Origin of the sequence: Chitinophaga caeni (assembly GCF_002557795.1) — a bacterium.
Taxonomy (GTDB): domain Bacteria; phylum Bacteroidota; class Bacteroidia; order Chitinophagales; family Chitinophagaceae; genus Chitinophaga; species Chitinophaga caeni.
The window spans coordinates 3,402,743-3,427,035 of the sequence record NZ_CP023777.1; the positions used below are offsets into that span (position 1 = coordinate 3,402,743).

Annotated in this window: 22 protein-coding genes; 15 read left to right on the top strand and 7 right to left on the bottom strand. The window is 41.4% G+C overall.

Annotated features, from left to right (window positions below; genetic code table 11):
* Positions 1-25: 25 nt before the first annotated feature.
* The 3 genes from COR50_RS14400 to COR50_RS14410 all read right to left on the bottom strand — a co-directional run bounded on the left by COR50_RS14400 (position 26) and on the right by COR50_RS14410 (position 3,127).
* Complete coding sequence (locus COR50_RS14400; RefSeq protein ID WP_098194631.1) at positions 26-952, bottom strand: helix-turn-helix domain-containing protein; 927 nt, start codon at positions 950-952, stop codon at positions 26-28.
* Positions 953-964: 12 nt separating this feature from the next.
* The gene (locus tag COR50_RS14405) at positions 965-1,816 is read right to left on the bottom strand and encodes an NAD(P)H-binding protein (protein WP_098194632.1); all 852 of its coding nucleotides are present in this window, start codon (positions 1,814-1,816) and stop codon (positions 965-967) included.
* A gap of 408 nt (positions 1,817-2,224) precedes the next feature.
* Positions 2,225-3,127, bottom strand: a complete 903-nt coding sequence (locus tag COR50_RS14410) for a hypothetical protein (protein WP_098194633.1) — start codon at positions 3,125-3,127, stop codon at positions 2,225-2,227.
* Positions 3,128-3,375: 248 nt separating this feature from the next.
* Here COR50_RS14410 and COR50_RS14415 point away from each other — a divergent pair, with 248 nt between their 5' ends.
* From COR50_RS14415 to COR50_RS14435, 5 genes are all read left to right on the top strand, one after another.
* Complete coding sequence (locus COR50_RS14415; protein ID WP_098194634.1) at positions 3,376-3,756, top strand: DoxX family membrane protein; 381 nt, start codon at positions 3,376-3,378, stop codon at positions 3,754-3,756.
* A gap of 23 nt (positions 3,757-3,779) precedes the next feature.
* Positions 3,780-4,094: an ArsR/SmtB family transcription factor gene (locus COR50_RS14420; protein WP_098194635.1), complete on the top strand. Its 315-nt coding sequence runs from the start codon at positions 3,780-3,782 to the stop codon at positions 4,092-4,094.
* 2 nt (positions 4,095-4,096) lie between these two features.
* Complete coding sequence (locus tag COR50_RS14425) at positions 4,097-4,609, top strand: SRPBCC family protein (protein WP_098194636.1); 513 nt, start codon at positions 4,097-4,099, stop codon at positions 4,607-4,609.
* A 368-nt stretch (positions 4,610-4,977) separates the two neighbouring features.
* On the top strand, positions 4,978-5,391 hold the full coding sequence (locus COR50_RS14430) for an SRPBCC family protein (RefSeq protein WP_098194637.1): 414 nt from the start codon (positions 4,978-4,980) through the stop codon (positions 5,389-5,391).
* A 60-nt stretch (positions 5,392-5,451) separates the two neighbouring features.
* Positions 5,452-6,654: an MFS transporter gene (locus COR50_RS14435; RefSeq protein WP_098194638.1), complete on the top strand. Its 1,203-nt coding sequence runs from the start codon at positions 5,452-5,454 to the stop codon at positions 6,652-6,654.
* Positions 6,655-6,738: 84 nt separating this feature from the next.
* Here COR50_RS14435 and COR50_RS14440 read toward each other — a convergent pair whose 3' ends face one another.
* The 3 genes from COR50_RS14440 to COR50_RS14450 form a co-directional block, all read right to left on the bottom strand.
* Positions 6,739-6,987: a hypothetical protein gene (locus COR50_RS14440; protein ID WP_098194639.1), complete on the bottom strand. Its 249-nt coding sequence runs from the start codon at positions 6,985-6,987 to the stop codon at positions 6,739-6,741.
* 81 nt (positions 6,988-7,068) lie between these two features.
* On the bottom strand, positions 7,069-8,619 hold the full coding sequence (locus COR50_RS14445) for a SulP family inorganic anion transporter (RefSeq protein WP_098194640.1): 1,551 nt from the start codon (positions 8,617-8,619) through the stop codon (positions 7,069-7,071).
* Positions 8,620-8,939: 320 nt separating this feature from the next.
* The gene (locus COR50_RS14450) at positions 8,940-9,599 is read right to left on the bottom strand and encodes a DUF1349 domain-containing protein (protein WP_098194641.1); all 660 of its coding nucleotides are present in this window, start codon (positions 9,597-9,599) and stop codon (positions 8,940-8,942) included.
* Between the two features lie 93 nt (positions 9,600-9,692).
* On the opposite strand from COR50_RS14450, the gene COR50_RS14455 reads away from it, so the two are divergent.
* The 3 genes from COR50_RS14455 to COR50_RS14465 all read left to right on the top strand — a co-directional run bounded on the left by COR50_RS14455 (position 9,693) and on the right by COR50_RS14465 (position 13,774).
* Entirely contained in the window at positions 9,693-10,457 is a 765-nt protein-coding gene (locus tag COR50_RS14455; protein ID WP_098194642.1) for a helix-turn-helix transcriptional regulator, read from the top strand.
* Between the two features lie 224 nt (positions 10,458-10,681).
* Complete coding sequence (locus COR50_RS14460) at positions 10,682-12,904, top strand: basic secretory protein-like protein (RefSeq protein ID WP_098194643.1); 2,223 nt, start codon at positions 10,682-10,684, stop codon at positions 12,902-12,904.
* A gap of 462 nt (positions 12,905-13,366) precedes the next feature.
* Entirely contained in the window at positions 13,367-13,774 is a 408-nt protein-coding gene (locus tag COR50_RS14465; RefSeq protein WP_098194644.1) for a DUF5856 family protein, read from the top strand.
* 475 nt (positions 13,775-14,249) lie between these two features.
* Here the strand turns inward: COR50_RS14465 and COR50_RS14470 are convergent, their stop codons facing one another.
* Entirely contained in the window at positions 14,250-14,468 is a 219-nt protein-coding gene (locus tag COR50_RS14470) for a DUF4287 domain-containing protein (RefSeq protein ID WP_098194645.1), read from the bottom strand.
* Between the two features lie 237 nt (positions 14,469-14,705).
* On the opposite strand from COR50_RS14470, the gene COR50_RS14475 reads away from it, so the two are divergent.
* The 7 genes from COR50_RS14475 (at position 14,706) to COR50_RS14505 (ending at position 24,251) form a co-directional block, all read left to right on the top strand.
* Positions 14,706-16,994 (top strand): glycosyl hydrolase family 95 catalytic domain-containing protein, encoded by a 2,289-nt coding sequence (locus tag COR50_RS14475; RefSeq protein WP_098194646.1) that lies wholly within the window; start codon positions 14,706-14,708, stop codon positions 16,992-16,994.
* A gap of 157 nt (positions 16,995-17,151) precedes the next feature.
* On the top strand, positions 17,152-17,931 hold the full coding sequence (locus COR50_RS14480; RefSeq protein WP_098194647.1) for an alpha/beta fold hydrolase: 780 nt from the start codon (positions 17,152-17,154) through the stop codon (positions 17,929-17,931).
* 53 nt (positions 17,932-17,984) lie between these two features.
* Positions 17,985-18,818, top strand: a complete 834-nt coding sequence (locus COR50_RS14485) for a helix-turn-helix domain-containing protein (RefSeq protein ID WP_098194648.1) — start codon at positions 17,985-17,987, stop codon at positions 18,816-18,818.
* Positions 18,819-18,888: 70 nt separating this feature from the next.
* A complete protein-coding gene (locus COR50_RS14490) occupies positions 18,889-19,566 on the top strand; it encodes a response regulator transcription factor (RefSeq protein ID WP_098194649.1) in 678 nt (225 codons plus the stop codon).
* A complete protein-coding gene (locus tag COR50_RS14495) occupies positions 19,563-20,819 on the top strand; it encodes a sensor histidine kinase (protein ID WP_098194650.1) in 1,257 nt (418 codons plus the stop codon). The genes COR50_RS14490 and COR50_RS14495 overlap by 4 nt, the downstream gene beginning before the upstream one ends.
* A 76-nt stretch (positions 20,820-20,895) precedes the next feature.
* Positions 20,896-22,854, top strand: a complete 1,959-nt coding sequence (locus tag COR50_RS14500) for an LTA synthase family protein (RefSeq protein ID WP_098194651.1) — start codon at positions 20,896-20,898, stop codon at positions 22,852-22,854.
* A 377-nt stretch (positions 22,855-23,231) separates the two neighbouring features.
* On the top strand, positions 23,232-24,251 hold the full coding sequence (locus COR50_RS14505; protein WP_098194652.1) for a PorP/SprF family type IX secretion system membrane protein: 1,020 nt from the start codon (positions 23,232-23,234) through the stop codon (positions 24,249-24,251).
* The last annotated feature ends 42 nt before the right edge of the window (positions 24,252-24,293 follow it).

The following is a 24,293-nucleotide window of genomic DNA, read 5'->3' on the forward strand; positions in this document are numbered from 1 at the left end:
TTAGATGGCTTGGGCAGTTCGCTTTTCAGTTAAAGGATTGCCTAAACTTCAAAGGTGAAACATTTGTCTTTGTCTTGAACAGTTTACTGAACGATTGTGAATGTTCAAAGCCCAATTCATAGGCTATTTCGCTTACGGAAAGGTTTGTAGTAGATAGTTTTTCCCTGGCTTTTTCTATCAGTTTATCATGTATGTGTTGCTGTGTGCTTTGACCAGTTACCATTCTAAGCAAACTTCCTAGATACCCCCTCGAAATATTTAGTTCTTGCGATACATATTGAACAGATGGGAGGCCCCTTATTGCCAAATCGTCCCTATTAAAGTAATCTGTCAACAGTTTTTCCAAACGTTCCAAAATCTGATGATTGGCTTTTTCCCTTGTGATAAACTGACGATGGTAGAATCGCTCTGAATAACTAAGCAAATTTTCAATATGTGTAATAATGATTTGTTTACTGAACTTATCAATATTGGAAAGATACTCCTGCCTGATATTGTGTATAATGCCACTTAGGGTTAATTCTTCTTTTTCCGATAACAGTAACGCTTCATTTACCGAATAATCAAAAAATTCATAGCGCTTGATTGTTTTTGCCAGCGGTGTGTTCCAAATAAAGTCAGGGTGAAAGAGCAATATCCAACCTGATTGTTTTCCCGGATTTTCTTCTTCTATGATTTCAAGTTCGAGCACCTGGTTGGGCGACATAAAGAACAGCACACCTTCATCTTCAAAATCGTAGTGCATCTGTCCGTATTTATACTTCACACCTTTCAAACGTTTCATTGCAATAAAATAAAAATCAAAGACCGTATTCATAGCGATGGGGTCGGGCAGCTTCGTAAAATCGTCTGTAGTGACAACGCTAACCAAAGGGTGTTCGGGCTTAGGTAAACCTCTTAGCCGATGAAACTCGCTGATTGATTTTATCCTTCGCGGTTTTGTATGTGCCATATACAAAGTTAATTATTGTTGATGGTATGCTCTTGCAAATTCCTTTGCAAATTCTTTTAGTTTTGTTTTACCTAAGATGGGTCTGTTTCTGAGATAGTTCTCAAATGTTTTTCCGCTGTGCGTCTCCATCTGCATTCTTACAAAATCATGTGCAAGCTGTTGTGGAAAGCCTGATTGAATTAATCCGTTTAGTAATTGATCTTCTGAAAGTGTTATCCATTGCAGGTCGGGCTTGCCGATGGCTTCACCTAAAATTTTTGCTGCTTCATTACAGGTTAATTCTTCGCTTGCTACGTAACGGACTTTTGTCCCTTGAAACGGTGCGGTCAATTCTTCAAGAGCTGCGTCGGCAATATCGGTTGGTGAAACAAAAGCAATTTTATCGCTTCCGCCATAGCCTGCCATTAGTACGCCGTGTTCTTTTATGGTTTTAATATCATTGTAAAAATTTGTGTAAAAAGAACCGGGACGTAGCTCGATAACTGTTCTGTCTGATAGTTGATTTAGTAGAGGCGAATCTTTCACATTAGCCGCCCAGCCGGTTAGAAATACTATTTTTTTGATTCCATTCAGCCTGATTGCTTGCACATAATTAGTTTCAATATTTTTGAAATAAGCTGTTTGGTCTTCTTCCATAAAATTGAAGGGTATCATACAATACACAGCATCCGCACCTGCAAAAGTTGTTGTTAGAAAATTAATGTCGCTAATTGAGCCGATTGCAGCTTTGCCACCAATGGCTTCAATCTCTTTTTGTTTGTCGGGATTGCTACTGATAACGGTTACCGAATGTCCTTTCGCAATTAATTCTATTGCAAGTGGTTTGCTAATATTCCCCAATGAGCCTGTTAAAACGATTTTCATTTTTATTATTTTGTTTATACAAAGTTGCGGCTTCCTGTAAGGATAAATGTATCCGGAATGACTATTATCGTAGTCAAAATGAAATGCCTGGGGATGACATACTCCTGGTTAGATACAATAAAAAATATTCGAAAAAATCTCCATGTTTGCCAAATGGCAAATAGTGTTGATGTATATTAATAAAACATTGTATTTACGGCTACAGTTCTCTATCTGATAGCAATAATTACAAAATAAATAAAAATGTCAGTAATAAATATGAGTGTTTACCCGGTATTAGTATTTAAGTTACCGGGTAAACACTTTTGAAAATTTATTATTTACGAAATAGAATTGTAGTCGAATAGGGAAGGTATTATAATAAGCCCGAGTCCACTATAGATGTTGCCATCATTGGTGTAAATGAGACTATTTCCCAGCCTTCAATTCCTCAATCTCTTCCTTTAGTTGGATGACATACAAAGTGAGTTCTTCTATTTTCTGCAACAACTTCTGGTTCATCTCGCTCACGTCAACCCCCTCTTCATTGACTTCCTCGGTAGAAGGGATACCGGGCAAATGTTTATTTTCTTTTATGAAGCTGGCTAATTCGGCTAAACTCGGTAAATCGTAGCCAGGCTCAAACACGAAATCTGCCCAACCGTTTTGTGTAACCCTGATTTTTTTCGCAGTCACCTCGCCGTTAACGGACAATAGGGATTGGGGAGCTGTCGTTCCAATGCCGATATTGCCATTATTCATTACGTATAAGACATTATTCATGGTTGGCGCACTAAGAGAAAAGCCGGTACTTCTTTTTGCAGTCAACTGCCAATTACCATTTAAAGTACTAAACATGATTCCCGCAGTAGCTGCCGGGTTATCCAGGTTGTTTTGAACCCGTAAATATGTATCCCCGATTACATCTTTCTTTAAATGTAGCAATGAGCTTGGGTTAGCGGTACCTATACCGATAGAACCGTCCAACGTAATACGCATTCGTTCAGTTCCCCCGCCTGTACCTAGGATTAAATTACCGGCGGTATTATTATTCTTTATAAATGCATTTCCATCTTTTTGTTGATATATCTGCAAATAATCCAAGCCGCTAAAATCGCCGTTCACTCCATCTATGGAGAAACCTGCTGCGTTAGTCGTCGTGGTACCAGTTTGACCAATATTCAAATAGGTATTACCGCTGCCTATAATGTAACTCGTACTATTGATCTTGAAAGATGCGGGTTGTATGGAGGACGATTGATTCTCTATATAATCTTGTCCATAAGCATAATTGACTAAGGTCAACAAAATAATGAATGATAAATATTTCATAGTTAGGAATTTTAAAGCTAAAGATATAAATTTTCAACATTTGTATAACCAAAATCCTCAATCATTTAGCAAGTGCATTAGTTTTTTAAATTAATCGGGCCAACATTTTTCTGCTGAATCTGTACTTTCCTATATTATAATAGTTTACATCATTATTCCAATTTCATTTACTAAAAATAAATTTTGCGAAACCGATTAGTTGCACGTATATTTGCAACCGAACGGTTTCTTTATTTAAAATATTATTCATGAAAACTAAGATCCTTTTTGTTTTATGTTTGTTGACCGGTATTATGTTTATCAACGCCGGTTTAGATAAGTTTTTCCACTATATGCCTCTACCTGCCGATATGCCGGAGAAGATGGTGAAAGCCGGGATGGCATTCCTGGAAATAGGCTGGTTACTTCCGCTCATTGCGACTTTTGAGATCGTGGGCGGGGTGCTGTTGATATTTAAGAGGACAAGGGCCTTAGGCGCCATCGTTCTTTTCCCGATTTTGTGCGGTATATTACTGTCAAATATTACCACTGCTCCGTCTGGTTTACCAATTGCATTGGTGATCACGGCCATAATACTATGGGCAATGTTCGATAATAAGGATAAGTATTTACCATTGATACGGACATAATACGATTAAATAACACCCTTCTGATGAGACGAGATATTTTTCAGGCAATCGCTGATCCGACACGCCGGGCTATCATTGCATTAATTGCCTTGCATGCGATGACGCCCAATGCCATCGCGGAGCATTTTGCTACGACGCGTCAAGCCGTTTCCAAGCACTTGAAAATTTTGACGGAATGTGAGCTTGTGAAGCCTGAGCAACGTGGCCGGGAAATATATTATCAATTGGAAATTGACAAGATGAAGGAAATTGATAAGTGGCTGGAACAATTCAGGCAGATTTGGGAAAGCCGCTTCGAACAACTTGATCAACTTTTAGCTTCCATAAAAAAGAAATAGAAATGAACCCTAATGTACAATTTGATTTTATCGCTGATAAACAAAAGAATACCCTCACGATTCGAAGGGAGTTTTTAGCCGAACGCGCCTTGGTTTGGCGCTGCTATACCGAAAGCGAATTACTGGACCGTTGGTTTGCGCCTGCCCCGCTTAGCACGAAAACAAAATCGATGGATTTCCGTGAAGGTGGGCATTGGCATTATGCCATGGTGGAGCCCAACGGTACGGAATATTGGGGGCTCATGGATTATATTAAAATTGAACCCGTTAATTATTACACTGCTCTCGATGCTTTCAGCAATGCCGCGGGCGAAATTAACCAGGATTTACCCCGCGCGGAATGGCTCGTAACTTTTACCGATAAGGACGAAAATGCTTTGGTGGAAACGGTAGTTACTTATAAGTCGCTTTCTGATTTGGAAACGGTTATCCAGATGGGCATGGAACAGGGGATGATATCTACCCTGGAAAAGTTGGATGAATTGCTGCTTTCCCTTGTTAGTGGTGATATGTAATATTCTTAAATTAGTTTATAAATTAAAACATTATTGTCCGAGTAAAATTGAATTAAAATTACTTGGATTCCTTACCTGGTCAAGGACATAAGCGAAGGATGATGCATTCACCCCCCCGCCAAGAGAACCGTGAAACTTCGCACCGTTGATAGCGAACGGAAGCTGGGCGATACAGTAGTACAAAAGCTGGATCGAGCGATCAAATTGGCGGCCGTGATGGCCAATTTGTGCCCTTTTTTGGTACCTTTTTTGGGCAAGCAAAAAAGTACAAGAAACGAGCAGATGAACATTGAATCGAACTATCGAGGCGACGATAATTTTTTCATTGAAAATTTAGTCGGACAATAATGAAATTAAAACTTTAAAATATGAGTAACAAAGTAACAGTTACGGCCACCGTAAATGCAGATAGCAAAAAAGTTTGGGACTATTATAATCAACCCGAACATATTACGAAATGGAATTTTGCAGATCCTTCCTGGCATTGTCCTTCCGCCACAAATGATATGCGTGTAGGTGGAAAATATGTATCAAGAATGGAAGCGAAAGACGGAAGTTTTGGCTTTGATTTTGAAGCTACATACGATGAAGTAGTAGAAGGGAAGAAGTTTACCTACACGATGCCAGGTGGGAGGCAAGTAACTGTTGTTTTCAATGGGAATAACGGTTCAACCGGAATTGACGTAACTTTCGATGCCGAAACCGAAAATCCAATTGAAATGCAACGTGATGGTTGGCAAGCCATCCTTGACAATTTTAAGAAGTACACGGAAGCGAATTAACCGGTTGAAGGCCAATCGCCCGGCAAGGCGCTAAATATACACCCGGCTAAATTGGGTACCATGGATCAAAAGAACCGCTCTGCGAAGATCATTACCAAAGTTGTATTGATGCTTTCCCTTGTCAGTTTATTTACTGATGTAGCGAGTGAAATGTTGTATCCCGTGATGCCTATTTACCTCGAAAGCATTGGTTTTTCCATTGTTTTAATCGGTATCTTGGAAGGTTTGGCTGAAGCCGTGGCAGGTTTAAGTAAAGGATACTTTGGTAAAATGTCGGATAACTTGGGGTTTCGCTTACCTTTTGTTAGATGGGGGTATTTTCTTAGCGCCCTGTCAAAACCGATGATGGCTATCTTTACTTTCCCTGCCTGGATTTTTTCGGCACGGACGATTGACCGGCTTGGAAAAGGTATCCGGACCGGTGCTAGGGACGCCATGTTATCCGCTGAGGCTAGTGCTCAAACCAGGGCCACGGTATTTGGATTTCACCGTTCAATGGATACTTTAGGTGCGGTGATGGGACCAATTATTGCGCTTGTATTCTTATATTTCTATCCCGCTCATTATAAAACATTGTTTTTACTGGCGTTCTTCCCGGGTTTGACGGCTATTTTAATTACTTTCTTGTTGAAGGAAAAACCAGTGGCTACGCGCATTCATAAGGTTAGAACTTCTTTTTTTGATTTCTTCCGTTATTGGAAAACCAGCCCTAAATTTTACCGGGGATTGGTAATAGGATTGTTGTTATTTACCTTGTTTAATAGTTCAGATGTTTTTCTTCTTTTAAGGCTGAAGGAGAGTGGCATGGATGATACCTATACTATCGGTATTTATGTTTTTTATAACCTTGTTTATGCAATTGCAGCCTATCCCCTGGGTATCTTGGCGGATAAACTCGGTCTAAAAAATATCTTCATTGCTGGTTTAGCCATATTTGCAATGGTGTATGGCGGTATGTCGATAAGTTCAGGGATGATAGGGTTTATCTTGCTATTTTTTCTTTACGGCATTTATGCTGCTGCAACCGAAGGGGTATCTAAAGCATGGATCAGTAACCTGGTAAACAAGGGAGATACAGCAACTGCTATCGGTACTTATACAGGTTTTCAAAGTATCTGTTCTATGCTTGCCAGTAGTATTGCGGGATTGCTTTGGTATCAATTCGGATCCCGGGCTATGTTTTTGACAACTTCTTTGGCTGTATTACTGGTAATAATTTATGTTGCATTGCTAAAGAGTGATAAGGACATAAACATGGCCTAACCCCGGGGTACCATGTTTAACTTCGCAAGCTATTTAAGGCATTTTACCAGGTGGTATTTGAAATCGTTTTTTCTAATTAGCGGGTTACAGGAAGCCATGACAAAATATTCCTTGATATAAATGCTGATCAAAGGCCATCTCTCTTAATGAACCTAGTTGCACTTTTATTTTAGCGCCATAATTTTTATAGAATAAGGTAATGGCGTTTGGGTAGATCTCTATTCCCGTCACCCCGATGCCTTGCCAGGAGAAAATCTGCGCATTCCTGTAGTAATCGATACCTGGAATAAGGATATCCCCGCAAGGAAGTAACCGGGAAATAATACCCACCACGTAAAGGGCAAAAAAAATATGCTGGTACTGTTTGACAACAATACCAGCATAAACCGTCTTTTACAGATTGAAGTGTTCCGTTTATTTATTCCGGATACTATCCACGACTACCTTGTAATGCGGGTCCTCCAATACGTTTACCTCGATTAAATTGTCCGCATTTTTCAACAGCAGTTTGCAATCTTCACTAAGATGCCTGAGATGTAGCCTCTTATTTAGTTTACTGTAACGTTCTGTCAGTTTATTTAATGCTTCGATTCCGCTCATATCTGCCACGCGGCTATCTTTAAAATCGATAATTACTTCCCCCGGGTCGTTGGCAACGTCAAATTTTTCATTGAACGCGCTGATCGATCCGAAAAACAAGGGGCCGTATATTTCATAATGCTTAATCCCGTGTTCATCGATGTATTTTTTGGCGCGGATTCTTTTCGCGCTTTCCCATGCAAACACTAACGCTGAAATTATGACACCTATCAATACTGCTAAGGCTAAATTATGTAAGAAAATAGTTACGGCAGCCACCAGTATTCCAACAAAAATATCATGCCTCGGCATCTTACCGATCATGCGCAAACTGACCCATTCGAATGTACCGATCGATACCATGACCATCACCCCCGTCAATGCAGCCATCGGTACCTTCTCGATCAATGAAGATCCGAACATGATAAAAACCAGGAGCATTACCGAGGCTACGATACCTGATAACCTGGCCCTCGCGCCTGCCGAAATATTGATTAGGCTCTGCCCGATCATAGCACAGCCGCCCATCCCGGAAAATAGCCCCGTAACGATATTGGCCATACCTTGGGCTGCTGCCTCTTTATTGCCGTTACCGCGGGTTTCAGTGATTTCATCGATCAGGTTTAAGGTTAACAGGCTCTCGATTAAGCCTACACCCGCAACAATTGCGGCATAAGGAAAGATAATCTGAAGCGTTTCGAAATTAAATGGAATTGCCGGTATATGGAACGGCGGGAAACCGCCTTTGATAGAAGCTACGTCTCCAACAGTTCGGGTGTCTACCCCGAAGCCGATCACGATAGCCGATATAACTAATATAGCTGCCAAGGAAGAGGGAAATGCCTTCGTAATTTTGGGCAAACCCCAAATGATGAGCATGGTTAATAATACGAGGCCTAACATGGTATATAATTGGGAACCCGTCATCCAATGTAGTATCCCGGCTGCATCGGCAGTTTTGAATTGTACTAACTGCGCCATGAAGATGATGATTGCCAAACCGTTTACGAAACCGAACATTACGGGGTGCGGGACTAGCCGGATGAATTTTCCCAAGCGGAGCATGCCGGCGATGAATTGTAATATACCGGCCAATATCACCGTCGCAAATATATATTCCACCCCGTGGGTTTTGGCCAATGCCACGATCACAACTGCCACGGCGCCGGTAGCGCCGGAAATCATACCGGGGCGGCCACCGAAAATGGATGTTACAAAACCCATTGTAAAGGCTGCATACAAACCTGTTAATGGCGATAGCCCGGCAATAAATGCAAAGGCTACTGCTTCCGGTATCAAGGCCAAGGCCACTGTTAGCCCGGATAAAACCTCGGTTTTGTAATTTACTTTTTGCTTGAAGTCAAATAAATTTAGATAAGCCCTCATATAGATGGTTTATGTTGAAACGATTGCAATAAATTATTTGGATAATAAATGGATTATGCTACAATGCCGGTTGGCAATGCTGCTCTAGTTAGCCGTTTTAGAACCTGCTATCAAGGTGGAGTAGGACGTGTATGTTGAGTAATAACGCGCATATAGAGGCGCAAAGGTAGGCAAAATATTCTTAAATGCAAGTGTTCTGTAGATGTTGAACGCTTAGTTTGGTGCGGCGGCATTTAAAATAGAATGGCGTGTTGCATACTATAAGATACGATCATTATAATATACAACACGCGGTATGTTGGATTGACTTGTGGACGAAATTATTCGCCGCTATGCGATTTTAGCCATTCTAACCTGCGCTGATCCGGCAAATGCTTCACTTGAAAATGCTCGAAAACTGCCTCGAAACCATTCCCGTCGGGACTGGCGCCCATCATGCCAACTTGCACGGGGATATTATCCTGCAAATGTGCATTCCGCATCATGGTGTAAGTAATATCATCATATGAATAAAATATTTCTACGGCATCAAGCCTGCGGACAGCCTTAATCCACACGTAGGGTAGGGTTTTATCCAGCGTAATAACGCTCCAATCACTTGTTTTATGGGTAACAACCGTACTCAAGTTGAATTTCCCGTCTACATATTCTACCCCCGCTTTTATGTAATTCTCATGATCTATCCGGATCATTAGTCCCATTTGATCAAACCTGGCCTTGTAATTCCCCGTGATTTTTACTTTCACTTCAAACTCGCCGCCGTAGTTTGCATAATAAAACGGTGCATCATCTACCGTAAAACCGTAATGCGAAATACGCCAATAGTCGCTTTGCGGTGTAACAAACATTTTCAATACGCCGTCCTGGATATCCCATTTCCCAGGTTCATTGAACCAATGCATCTTTTCCAAACTTTGAGCGGAGAGTAAGCCGGAACTTGTTAGAATCAGCAAGCAGGCAGCTACGATTTTCTTGATCATTATTTTAATTTTCCTTTTAGAATTGTAAAAGTACTTCCACCGCTTGCGGCGCACAATACTGAAAAATAACCATAAGCTGTAACTTTGAATGCCATGGATATTGCCAAGACCTTACATAATAACTTATTGCACCAGGATTTTGAGGATGCGGGGGCATTGCTCTCCGCCTTGTCCGAGTGCCAAAGCATAGCAAGGAATTATGCTAAATTGGAAAACGGCATAGCTGTTTTAAGTGATCTCGTATCGAATAAAAGTTACATTTTTTACGGGGCTTTGGCTGAAATGTTGGCCCTGGCCCGCGGTAATACGGAGAAGGAAATCGATTCAATATGGGAAGAGGATATCCTCGGTTGTATCATACCGGGCGATTTGCAAGCTAAATACGCGGTCGAATACCGTTTTTTCCAGTTATTGAAACAACTGCCCATCAAGGAAAGGGTTAACTATCATGCCAATATCCGGCTCCGTATGCGCAACGGCGCCGGGATCATAATTCCCGTGATACACCGGATATTTTACCTGTATAGTTTGCCTAACAGTAGCCTTGGATTAACGCTTTGTTTATACCAAGTAGATTATAGTCAACAGGGGAGAGAATCGCAAGACAATTTTATCGTGAATACAGCAAATGCCGAATTAATCCGAATGCCACTTTCCCCGGCGAACGGTTTGCTTTCGGAAAGGGAAAGAGAAGTGTTGAAATGTATCAGGCAAGGTAAAATGAGTAAGGAGATCGCCGGGATTTTGAAGATTAGCGTCAACACCGTAAACCGCCACAGGCAAAACATCCTGGCTAAATTGATGGTTGATAATTCTATGGAAGCCTGCCGGGTCGCGGAGTTGATGCAATTAATTTGAACTATACTATTGTAAGGTGAGATTCTTCTACCCGCCATTTTTTGGGAAATCTGTGCCGGGTTACAGTAGGAAAATTCGCTGAGGTAAGGAGAAAACAGCTTTGCATTGCTAAAATAGAAAAGGTAAGATGATCAATTTTTATTGATGGACTATCCCATGAATCTTTGATAACGGTAGGCCAGGTGCTTTAAATAATTGTATTTTAATGCATCTAAACTATCCTTATGAGATTTGGAATTTTAATGGTTTTGGGTTTATTGTTTGCAAATGCCCATCAATCAAAAGCCCGCGGGTTAACCTACACCCAAATCCCGGAAGCATTGCTTGGCGAATGGTTTGATGCCAAGACCGGGGATTTTACATATGCTTTTTACAAAGATGAACTAATCTACCACGAAACTCTTTGGCATTACCAAGATATAAAGCAGAACGGAAGATACCTGGTACTGACTATACAAAATGAAAGGGGGAGCCGGGTTGCATTAAAGCTTGACTTTGGGAAAAAAGGGTTGAAAATATCAAGTTCAAAGAATGAATCAGGGCATTATGCCAGGGAAGTAGAAGAAGGCTCGGTGAAGCACCGTTTGCGCAGGTACGATGGTAATGTCCTTAAAAATGATACCGTTTATTATTCAGGTTATATAGTCAATCATTCTGAAAAGGATTCCGTCATCACGGTTTTAAATAACAATATCCTTAATAATTACCTCGGCGCCAGCCAGGAGTCTTTTAGGATAAAAGTACAACCCGGTGGGTACTTCAACGCTAAAATACCGGTGGCCTGTCCCGGGTACTTGCAAGCTGTTGGCCCATATCACGGTTTTAATGTTTACGTGGAACCCGGTACGCATTTATTCGAGATTTTTAAGCCGGGTAAACCCGCATATGGTGGCGATGGTGGCCTGTTGGCAAGGGAAAATTGGATATTTGCCGGGAATATCGATTATTTAAGTGATCCTTTGAATTATTTAGACAAGGTCAAGGGATTATCTCCTGCCGCGTATAAAGTTTTCTTAGATCAATATAAAGCCCGGCAATTGAGGTTTTTAGACTCCGTAAACGCTTCGAAGTCCATCAGCCCCAGGACTTACCAGGTTCAGCAACTCAATATTGAATATTCGATCGCTGCTTTCAAATGCAGGTATAATGATATCATGTACAAAGCCTCCAAAAAATTAGGAGGAAATTACGAGGCTGTCAAGCTGCCCTTTTCTTATTTTGATTTTGTGGATTCCTTACCGGTTAACGACCTGGGCATTATCGCACCGGGTTACACGGGCTTTATCCGGAGAATGAAGAATATGAAAGATGTGGACAATGATTTTAAGCAACCTTACCAGGATCCAACAATGGATTCACTTTTAACGGTTTTTAGATGGACGAAGGATCTAGCCACGATCCTGGATGCAGAAGACCTTAACTTTATCAAGTTATTATTGCGGGCAACTCCACAGGAGAAAGATCAACTTATTCAGAATAATCCTTCGGCAATAAATTCTTACCTTGATAAATATGCTTACCTGTCTATCATCCCCCAGGTGGTAAGGTTTACTAAGACTTTCCTTAAAGACAGTTTTCATATTGAAAGGGGGCTCACTGCTGACCTGGTTGCATCATCCGATATCATGCTACAATGTGCTGGCCATGGTATACAATTGCCCGCCGAATTCTTCGGTAAAGAGGTGGCATTATTTAGTAACGAAGTAGTAGCTGAAAAAACATTTTCCTTATATAATATGACCATGATTCCACAAATGGCAAAAGAAAAAGAGGCTGCGAAAAAAAGGAAACGTAGGAATATGGATTGGAACTATATCGACCCAGAAGGAATCATCTCCAACGATACAATTGCAAATAATGGATATACCCTTGTGTTTATAAATAAATTCGCAGATCTGGACCCACTAGTCAAATCAAAGATGATCGAGGTGTTTTTTGCGGTGTACCCTGCGCAGGCTGAACTATATAACCCGGAAGCGCCGAAAGAAGTAATTTTTATCATGGATCCCGGCTTTGAAGGCGTAGCGGCATCGGCAAATAATATTACGCGGTTCAATTCCAATTGGTTTGTTAGTCACCCGACCGACTACGATGTTGTCACCCACGAGGTAATGCATATAACACAGGCATACACCAAGGTAAATTACCAACCTCTTTGGGTAACCGAAGGTATCGCGGATTATGTTCGATATACTTTAGGGCGGTATAATAAGGAAGCAAATTGGTACTGGCCCGATTACAAGGCTGGACAGAATTATACCGATGCATATAGAATAACTGCCCGCTTTTTTTACTGGTTGGAAACGAAAAGAAAAAAGGGGATCATGCAAGCGCTGGATAAAGCTATGCGGGAAGGTACTTATGACGAAGATTTCTGGTCGAAAGAAACGGGAGAATCCATTAACGAGCTTTGGAACAGTTACAAGGAACATCCTTCAGTAGATTAATTTCATGAATGATTAATAGTTTTTATGTATAAATAATATTGTTGTCCGATTAAAATTGATTTAAGCTTTGCTGTATTCCTTGCCAGTTATGGAATACCAGCTAAGGATGATATGTTCTACATACGGGGTAGCTCCCCCCAAGAAAACAAGAATGCTCTGCACTTTTGATAGCGAACGAAGGCTGGTGATACAGTAGTACAAAAGCTGGATCGAGCGATCAAATTGGCGGCCGTAATGGCCAATTTGTGCCCTTTTCTTGTACTTTTTTGGGCAAGCAAAAAAGTACAAGAAACGAGCAGATGAACATTGAATCGAACTTTTGAGGGATCAAATTGCTCCCCGGTTAAAATTTAGTCGGACAATAATGATTTATAATAGTGTTCTTTTAGGATTTCATTAAGAAACTTTTTAGTAGCAGCCTTGTTATATAGATGTATTTAATGAAACTTAAATCTAGAAACTATGAGCACTCAAACAGCATCATCACAATCCAAAAGTGCTACTGTAAAGAAAGAGGTGGCACGATTACTAGGGGAAATATTTGCTTTTAATAATAGTCTGAAACTCATTCATTGGGGCATTACCGGGGAAGGGAGTTACGCTGCCCATATTTCTTTGGACCAGGCCATCGATACTTTACAGGAGGCTACAGACAGCTTGGTCGAAACAACGATGGCCAGTCTCGGAGACCTTGATATTGTGTTGCCGGAAACAAAACGTCCTGCTAATTATGTCAAGCATATTGAAGGTTTTTACGACCATGTTGAATCCCAGAGGCATATTTTTACGGAAACCTTCACACAATCTATCTTCGATGATTATCAAGAAGGCGTCAAGCAATTACTCTTCAGGTTGAAGCGTTTACAATAAGTTCGTTTTTCATTTTTTATCATTGTTGCCCGGCTTGAATTAAATTAAATTAAATTTACTTGGATTCCTTACCGGGTCAAGGGCATAAGCGAAGGATGATCTATTCAGCCCCGCCAATAAAACCGCGGAACTTCGCGCTGTAGATAGCGAAGACATACAGTAGTACAAAAGCCGGATCGGGCGATCAAATTGGCGGCCGTGATGGCAAATTTGTGCCATTTTTTGGGCAAGCAAAAAAGTACAAAGAAATGTGCAGGTGGACATTGAATCGAACTTTAGAGGCGATGATAATTTTTTTTTGAAAATTTAGTCAGACAATAATGATTTTTTATAATGACCCGGGTTTTTATAAAGCCCGGGTCTTTTAATTCTTATTGGGCTGCTGGAACTTTCTACAATGGTATAAAGGAAAATACCCGGATGCGATAATCCTTGCATTATGGAAAGAAAGGCAATTAACAGTTGTAACCTTTAATCAGGCTGTCTTCCCTTTCAGTAAAGCATATATTGCCATGGCATGGCCATGACCTAATTGAAATTCATCCTTCAACCAATTCGTGATTTGAGTAGCTTTTACACCCTCCTTAATCAACCCTTTTTCGGTAAAACCTTTTTTATCCGCCATCTTTTTAAAATCTTCCGGTGATTTACCCGTTTTAGTTTGGATATTGTCGAGGTATGCTTGAAATGACATGGTTGCTATATTTAAGTGATTTATAAGTTCGCTGTAAAAGTATTTCAATTTACAGTTAAATTAACAGGTCTATTGCGACAATCTAAGGGGCATAAAACATTTATTTTTACATATCGTTTCCCTATTTGCCGATTAAATTACCCAGTATTAATACGATATTCCTATCATTATAGTTATTTACTTTAAAGTAATTATTTTTCAGCTAGATAATATATTCACGCCTCCAACATTAATTATATGAAGACTGCCGTTTGGCAAAAGATAATTTTGCTACTCTTTATCAATTTCACGATTTCATTTTTAGCAGCAAAGGCCCAGTTGAGATCAGGCCTAGCCGGTGGGGAAAAAATAATGTCACGGTATGATATGGTTTGGGATTCGATGAGTACAAATTATTACACCGGGATTTTGCTGGGTAATGGACAACTCGGCGCTAATATCTACAAGGAAAATGCTCGCTCGGTTCGCATAGATATTGGTAGGACGGATGTGACGGACAACCGGGAAGAGTTATTCCCCGGGGTCTCGAAGCTTTATACAAAGGCGAGTTTGCCAATAGGTCATTTTAGCTTGATCTGTAAAGATGAAATTCGCAGTGTAAACGCCCGTTTGGATTTGTACAATGCCCAGGCCAGGGGCCAGGTAATAACGTCTTCAGATACTATATCATTCATCGCTTACGTACCGGCAACCAGGAATGTGATCGTGGTTGATTATAAATCCACTAAGCCGGTTAATGCCCCGACGCTGAAGTGGAATCCCGGGCGAAGCATTTCCCCGAGGATGTTGCAAAGCTATCCTTCCGATAAACCGGAAAATTTTCCCGGTAATCCTGCACCTAGCCGATTGAAGGTGGAGGGCTATGAAGTTAGTCACCAGGCGCTGTTAAATGATGGTGGCTACGCCACTGCATGGAAATTGCTTAAAAATGACGGGGGAGAAAGTGTATTGATTAGCATTGGCTATGATAGTCATGGTAAGACGGACGAAATCAAGGAAGCCATTAACGATATCAAAAACTACCTGGACATGCCGCGCGGGAAAAGTTTATCGGAACATAAAAATTGGTGGCATAAATATTTCCGAGCAAGTACGATAAATATCCCTGACCAGAGAATGCTCTCTTTTTACTGGGCGCAACTGTATAAATTGGCCTGTATAACCGGGCAGGGAAAACCCATGATAGACCTTCAGGGCCCCTGGACGAACCCTACACCTTGGCCCGCCATTTGGTGGAATCTCAATACGCAGCTTTCATATTCGCCGGTATTTTTGTCAAACCACTTGGAAATGGGGCAATCGTTATTTAACGCTTTATTAAGTCACCAATCAGCGCTGCTTGAGAACGTTCCCCCGGGTTGGAGGTCCGATTCCGTAATGGCCATGGCTAGAACATCTTCCTTCGATTTAAAAAGTCCTATCACGGACGAGGCTGTCGCTAAAGGTAACTTCGAACCCGCGAATCTTACGTGGACATTGTTTTATTACTATCAATATTTTAGCTATTCGGGTGATACCGCCGCATTAAGAAAAGATATATACCCTTTACTAAAAAAGGCCGTTAATTTTCTAATTGTTATCTTGGAAAAAGATCAACAAGGCATTTACCATGTACCTAATTCTTTATCCCCGGAATATAAATCGGCTGTTGATGCGCATTATACCTTGTCAAGTTTGCAATGGGGGCTCAAGACCTTGATTTCAACCAGTAAGCTACTGGGCATTGATCGCGGCAAGAGGGAATATTGGTCGTATCTTCAAAATCACCTGGCCCCGTACCCGGTAGATGAAACGGGATTTATGATCGGCAAAGATGTGGCATTGACTTCATCGCATAGGCATTATTCGCATCTATTAGCAATATATCCCTATCATTTGATCAACTGGGAACAGCCGGCTAACCGCGATCTAATCGAAAAGTCAATTGCTCACTGGATTTCCATGAAAGGCGCTTTACAGGGCTACACGTTTACGGGATCTGCTTCCATGTATGCCACTATGGGAAACGGCGATAAGGCTTACGAACTGTTAAACATACTGCTGGATAGATTTATTCAGCCCAATACATTATACCGTGAATCGGGACCGGTAATTGAAACACCCTTGGCAGCGGCCACCTCTATCTTGGAGTTATTATTACAATGTTGGGATGATAAAATCCGCGTATTCCCCGCGGTTCCATCGGGCTGGAAATACGCTTCTTTCAAAGATTTAAGAGCCGCGGGCGCTTTCCTCGTATCGGCAGTGCAGGAAAATGGGCATACGGGCTGGATAAAAATACAATCGCTTGCCGGGAATAAATGTAGTATTTTAACGGATATCCAAAGACCGCAAGTGCTCTCCCTTGAGGGTGAACGTATTCCCTTCGACGTTAAAATAGAAAACGGGAAGAGATTGATTTCATTTTCCACCGTGAAAAACCAGGTAATCAAGATCCTGAACCCGGATAGCAAAACGCCATATCCAAACGGGGCATTTCGTAATGCCACTATTCATGATGGATTCCATTGGGGATTAAATAAGTAAAATACCGGGCCTTTCATCGCTGGCAATAAAATAATAGTTACCTTCAACAAACTAGTTTTAGATCCGTATGATCGGGCTAAAACGTTTTGATGGTAGGGGAGTTGGCGAAAAAATGTTCTATATCAATAAATGCTTCGGTAACCTAAAAAAATGATTGATGAAACAACATGGTTATGCCCCGGTAAACGGCATTGAAATGTATTATGAAATTCATGGCTCAGGCAGGCCCATAGTATTAATTCATGGCGGTGGTTCCACGTTAGATTCGAGCTTTGGCCGGATAATACCGGAACTGTCTGCCAGTAGGCAAGTTATCGCGATGGATATGCAAGCACATGGCAGAACTGCCGACCGGGATACTGCCTTGAGTTTCGAACAGGATGCTGCGGATATTGAAGCGCTTTTGAAATTCTTGGAAATCGATCGCGCTGATTTTCTCGGTTTTAGTAACGGCGCTCAGACCTTGACAGCTTTAGCGCTTAAGAACCCCTCCATCATCAGGAAAATGATCCTGGCATCAACATTTTTAAACAGGGATACGGTACCACCCGGCTTCTGGGACGGTTTCGACCAGGTTACTTTAGATGCAATGCCCCGGGCAATGCAAGATGCCTTCCTGGAAGTTAATAATGACCCCGGTGCATTGCAAAATATGTTTAACAGGGATGTTGAAAGGATGGCGCATTTCGTGGGTTGGCCAGATGAAAAAGTGCGTACAATCGAAATACCCAGCCTTGTTATTACCGGGAATTATGATGTAGTTCCTGTAGAGATTGCCGTAAGGATATACCGTACCTTGCCAAATGCACAGTTGGCAGTATTTCCGGGCGGGCACGGCACATATATCGGTACCCTTGAGTCGATCAAGGGAAAGGAATTACCGAAAGCTAACGCCCTGGGTGTAATTGCCGCCTTCCTTGATGAAGAAGCCGATTAACGAAAGGTGAAATTTTGCTTAATTTTATATTCAACATGTAATTGATTAGCAGGATGAACGCTCCCATAGTATCGATTCAACGACATAAGGTAGAAGTTAGCCGCGCGGGAAACATGAGGATGGAGAATTTTTCTATCCGGCAAGAATTGCGTCCATATATCAAGAAAATTTTGGTGCTGCAAAGCTCGGATGGATCAAATAACCGGGTGTTACCGACTACTGGGATTTCGCTCGCGCTAAACCTGGAAGGGGCCGTTGCAGAAATGAACGAAAACGGTAGTACCGATTTTCCAGGTATGGCGATCTCGGGGTTGAGAAATTCTGCCCGGATCATGCAATATTCCAAATCCTCCGGCATCTTGTTGGTCATCTTTGAAGAGCTGGGCGCCGGAATATTTATCAATATACCATTACATGAATTATTCGGTGAAGTATTGGCATTCGACCAGGTATTTCCGAAAGCACTTACCCGGGAAATAGAAGATCATTTTTATAATCTCGGTACGGTGGCGGCGAAAGTTTCCTGGCTCCAGGATTACCTAGTAAAGCAAATTAAGGGGCATCAGCCCGATCTGCTGGTAGCCGAAGCAATCCGGTTAATGAACATACCGGGGCAAAATACCCGGGTAAAGGAAATATTACCCAGCCTGAACATCAGCCGTGACGCCTTCGAAAAGCGTTTCCGTAAAGTTACGGGCGCCAGTCCGAAACAGTTCTCGACCATCAAGCGTTTACACCGGGTAATTGCTTTGCAAGGACAGGTTGCATCATTGACAGAACTGGCTTACGAGGCCGGTTATTTTGATCAAGCACATTTTATCCACGATTTCAAAAAGTACACGGGGAAGGCGCCGGCAGAATTTTTCATGCAGAAAGATTGGTGGTAAAAAAGGGGTGAAAAACCAAGATTCAGTATTTCTACAGAATTAGAGGTATAAATTTATCAAAATTGACCGTATGAAAATTTTGATCATAGAAGATGAAACAGAGCTGGGAAAAAGTATCTTGGATTACTTGGAAGAAGAAAAGTATACTTGCGAATTGGCATACGATTACCGTTCCGCCTTGGACAAAATCGGTTCTTTCGACTATGATTGTATCTTGTTAGACATCACCTTGCCGGGTGGAAGCGGCTTGAATATATTGAAGGAATTGAAAAGGGATCGTAAAGACGATGGCGTGATCATTATCTCTGCTAAAAACTCCCTGGATGATAAAATTGCCGGTTTGCAATTAGGCGCCGATGATTACCTGGCCAAACCGTTTCATCTTTCGGAGTTGGGCGCCCGCGTGGCAGCAGTGATCCGGAGAAGGCAGTTTTCCGGTAGTAATCAACTGGCGTTTAATGAATTAGTGATCGATACGATGGCTAAAACGGTAAAAGTAAATGAACAGTTGGTAGAGCTTACCCGCAAAGAATACGGTTTACTGTTGTACCTGGTAGCTAACCAGAACAGGGTCGTATCAAAAAACGCGATCGCGGAGAACTTAGCCGGGGAAGAAGTGGATGCATTTGATAATTATGATTTTATTTATGCGCATATAAAGAATTTAAAAAGAAAGTTAACAGCGGCTGGTTGTGAAGATTATATTAAGTCGATATACGGAATGGGTTATAAGTTTTCAGCTTCATGAGGTTATTACAAAAAGCAAGTAGGCAATATTTTGTCTATTCTATCATCATAATTTTACTCACGATACCCATCTTCTACTTTACCATCATGGGTATCGTTAAAGAAGATATGGAAGAAGAACTGCGTGCCACGAGAGCGCAGGTAGCAAGTAAATTAGAACAACTAGCCCCCGGCGATAAAGTAAATTTCTGGATTCCGAACTTGGAGATTATAGAAATAGGGCCCGCACCGCTAAAAGATTCCCTTTATACAATTCATATCATCGATACCCTGACCAGGGAAAATGTGCCTTACCGGGTATTAGCAACGAACGTAATAGCCAAGGGCAGGTATTTTAACCTGCACATCCGTACTTCGCTCGTGGATTATAATTTCTTGATACAAGGGATATTGATCGTGCTTACTATTCTACTGGTACTACTTTTTATCGGATTGCAATGGATTAATTGGCGCTTGAACCGGCGACTTTGGAAACCGTTTTATAATACGTTGGAATCTGTAAAAAGGTACAATATTGAAGATCACACCAAGCTGCATCTCCCTACCACAGGGATTAAGGAAATGGATGATCTGAATCATAACTTGCGGCAATTAACAGAGCGGAATTACCAATCTTATACCAGCCAAAAAGAGTTCGCTGAGAATGCTGCTCATGAACTGCAAACCCCGCTGGCCATCATTCAAGGGAAGCTGGAATTGCTGATGCAAACCTCCCCGCTAACCGAACGGCAAGCCGTTTTGATTGATGAATCTGCCGATGCCGTCAGGAGGATGGTAAGGTTAAATAAGTCGCTGGTTTTACTGACCAAAATCGACAATAACTTATTTACGCAAGTAGAAGAAGTGCCCTGTAACCAGATCGTTGATCAATTTATGGATCAATACCGGGAGCAGTTGGCCAAGAAACACTTGCATCTAACGATCCGGCATACCGGTAATTTGAACGTGATAGCCAATAAGGCGCTGATCGAAATATTAATTAATAACCTTATCGTTAATGCGATCAGGCACAGCACGGAGAACGGCATACTGGAAACCACCGTTAGCGCGGATGCCATCCAGGTGAAAAATTCCGGGAATGCCCCCTTAGACATACAACGTTTGTTGGGCAGGTTCCAAAAGGTAAACCAAGATGCCAAGAGTACGGGCTTAGGTTTAGAGATAGTTTCCAAGATCTGCCACCTGTACCATTTTAACCTTTCTTACGAATTTGTTGAAGGCTACCATATATTTTCTATCATGATGTTACAGTAGGGGCAAGGAAACGGTTAAATTCAGCTTTTATTCAGATTTGATACCGTATTTAGCGCTAAGAAAGAATTTTTAACACATGAAATCGTTGTTGCGGAGCAATACTTTTAAGATATTAACAAGGTTTATTATCTATTTTTTACTCGTATCGTTTCTAATCAGGGCCGGCCTGTTATTGATAAGTTTACCGAAAATCGACCTTTCATTTTTAGGAGTAGTCAAAATATTCTTGACCGGCGCAATGTTCGACTTCGGTGTTGCTTTGTTTTTTTCTATACCGTACACGGTTTACCTGCTTTTGCTTCCGACGAAATGGAGTAATTCCCTTTTCAATAAAATCGTAACTTATTCGGGCTTTTTCCTGGTGATCTTAATTACGATGTTTTCTTTTTTCGCGGAGATTACTTTCTGGGATGAGTTTCAAAGCAGGTTTAATTTTATCGCGGTCGATTACCTGGTATACACTTACGAAGTTATCCATAATATCAATGAATCTTACCCTTTACCTTTACTGATCGGCGGAATGATTATCCTGAGTATGCTGGTGGTATACATCTTTATAAAAAGATCTTATTTCAAGGAGAGTTTTAACGGTGATCTCGGCTTCGGTAAGAAAGCTTTGATGTTCCTTGTAACGATAAGCATCAGTTTGGTTTATATTTTTAGTGTGAATAACAGTTTTGCTGAATCCGGGAAAAATAGATTCGCAGATGAATTGTCTAAAGCGGGCATATATTCTTTCTTTGCCGCATTCAAAAACAATGAACTTAATTTTGATAAATTTTACCGGCTGATTGATAACCAGGAAGCATTCAAAATTGTAAGGAATGAACTCGCTGACTCTAATACAACTTTTGTTGATACCGAAAATTCCATCCGACGCCATATCCAGTCAAATGGCACCGAACTGCATCCTAATGTCATTATGATTACCATTGAAAGCTTCAGCGCTGGTTTTATGTCGCATTATGGCAACCGTGAGAATATCACGCCCGTAATGGATTCTCTCTGGGAACACAGCCTACGGTTTAATAATTTATATGCCACCGGCACGCGGACCGTTCGGGGAATGGAAGCCCTGACTTTAAGCGTTCCCCCTACACCGGGTAACAGTATCGTGCGCAGACCCCGCAATGGTCACCTCAGTACAGTAGGAAGTATCTTCAAAAGCAAGGGGTACGAAACACATTTTTTCTACGGTGGAGATGGTTATTTCGATAATATGAATCAATATTTCGGTAGTAATGGGTATTCCGTAACCGACCGTGGACGCAATCTTACCTCATGGGATAATTTTGATGCGCCGAGGTATATAATCCCGGACAGCGCGGTGCAGTTTGAAAATGCCTGGGGGATTTGTGATGAAGATTTGTACAAAGCCGTGGAGAGGGGCGCCGATAGCAGCTATTCCCAATCCAAGCCTTTTTATTTTTTCGTGATGACGACTTCCAATCACCGCCCTTATACTTATCCCCCCGGTAGGATTGATATCCCTTCCGGATCGGGTAGGAAAGGAGCGGTACGTTATACGGATTATGCAATTGGTAAATTCTTACAGGATATTAGTAAGAAACCATGGTTCCAGAATACCATCGTAATTTTAGTTGCCGACCATTGTGCCAGCAGCGCTGGTAAAGATGTAATCGATGTTGCTAAATACCACATTCCGGCCATGGTAGTGAACTCCGGTATAGCGCCCTTGTCTATCGACAAGCTATGTTCACAAATTGACATTTACCCTACTTTATTTTCTTTGCTGCATTGGAGTTACGAAAGTAATATTTACGGTAAAGATGTATTATCGCCGGGCTATCAAGAGCGCGCATTCCTAGGCACTTACCAAACATTGGGATATTTAAAACGGGATTCGTTGGTATTACTGGCGCCGCAACAAAATGTTGATTCCTATCTATACGATTATAATACCAACCAACAAAAGGAATACAAACCTTCCCCGGCCTTAATCCAGGAGGCCATCGCCAATTACCAAACCGCTTATTTTTTATATAAAAACGGTGGTTTGAAATCGAATATATGATATTATAGATATATTATTATTCCGTCTAGTTTAGTCTTCATCTGGCAATATCCTGTTGCACCTTATCAATAACTTATTTAAAATTATTGTGTTAGAAAACCCGTTTTTTGAACTTTCTGCATTTTTTCTTGTTGTAAGGAGTATTAGCGATGTGATGTAGTTGAATCAAAATCAATGTACTAGGGAAGTATACCCCTATTAACTGGCTACCGGCAAATTGTAAGCCCAAGTGTGGTATGAGATTTATTTTATGATACCTTTCTTGATATGAGATGTTTTTGTTGGCCTACTGTGAAAAGAAGAAGATCATGCACAATAGATAAGGACATATAACCATTTCCCGGAGAATGTAGTTTATAATCGAAAACGATTCTCGTATGACGGTGACCTTTACACCTATTCGAATTTTTACCGGACTGTTATGTTTAATCTTGTTCTCCGATCTTAGGGTGACAGGGCAACAGAATGTACAGTTTAGTCAATACATCTTCAACATGCTCAGCGTGAACCCCGCGTATGCCGGTTATAAGGAAGATGTTTACGCAAATGCTTTTTACAGGAAGCAATGGGTGGATTTCCCCGGTGGCCCTCAAACCGGTGGTTTGTCGGTTGACGGCTCCTTAAATGCCAGCCGGGATCAGCGTGTAGGCTTGGGCTTACAGGTAATGTACGATAAGTTGGGCCCGCAGGATGCTACTTCTATTTACGGTATGTATGCTTACCGTATCCCTTTAAATGAAGATGGAGATAAACGTTTATGCTTCGGGGTTGGCGCCGGTGTTACCCAATATGGTATTGATGGCGCTGCCTTGGTTTATAATGATGAAAATGATCCCTCGATCCCCTTGGGACGGGCTTCGCAATGGGTTCCCGATGCCCGTTTCGGCGTATATTTTTATAGTTCCCGCTTTTATGTCGGGGCTTCGGTGATGGATTTGTTTTCGTTGTATTCTGATGCTTCCCGTTACTACTGGAGCGGTTATGAATATAAAACAATCCGGAAAACACAACATTTATATGTAAATGCCGGAGCGATGTTCGAATTATCGGAACATGTTAAACTGAAACCATCTTTTTTAATTAAGGAAGACTTTAAAGGGCCTACTAACCTTGACCTGAACGCAATGTTACTAATAGTGGATAGGCTTTGGATAGGCGGCTCATACCGTACCGGCGTAAAGATATGGAATAAGCCGGCGCTGGATAAGAACTTGGAACAGGTAGATGCGGCCAGCGCCATCGTCCAGTTCAATATCACGAAGCAGGTTAGGTTAGGCTATGCTTACGATTTAACGATCAGTAAGCTATCTTCTGCGCAAAGTGGTTCGCATGAAATTTCTATCGGCTATTTGTTTTCCGGCAAAAGGCCGAGGGTAAATAGTCCCCGGTATTTTTAAACAGGAAAAATAGAAATGGACGCCTTCTATAATATAGCAAGC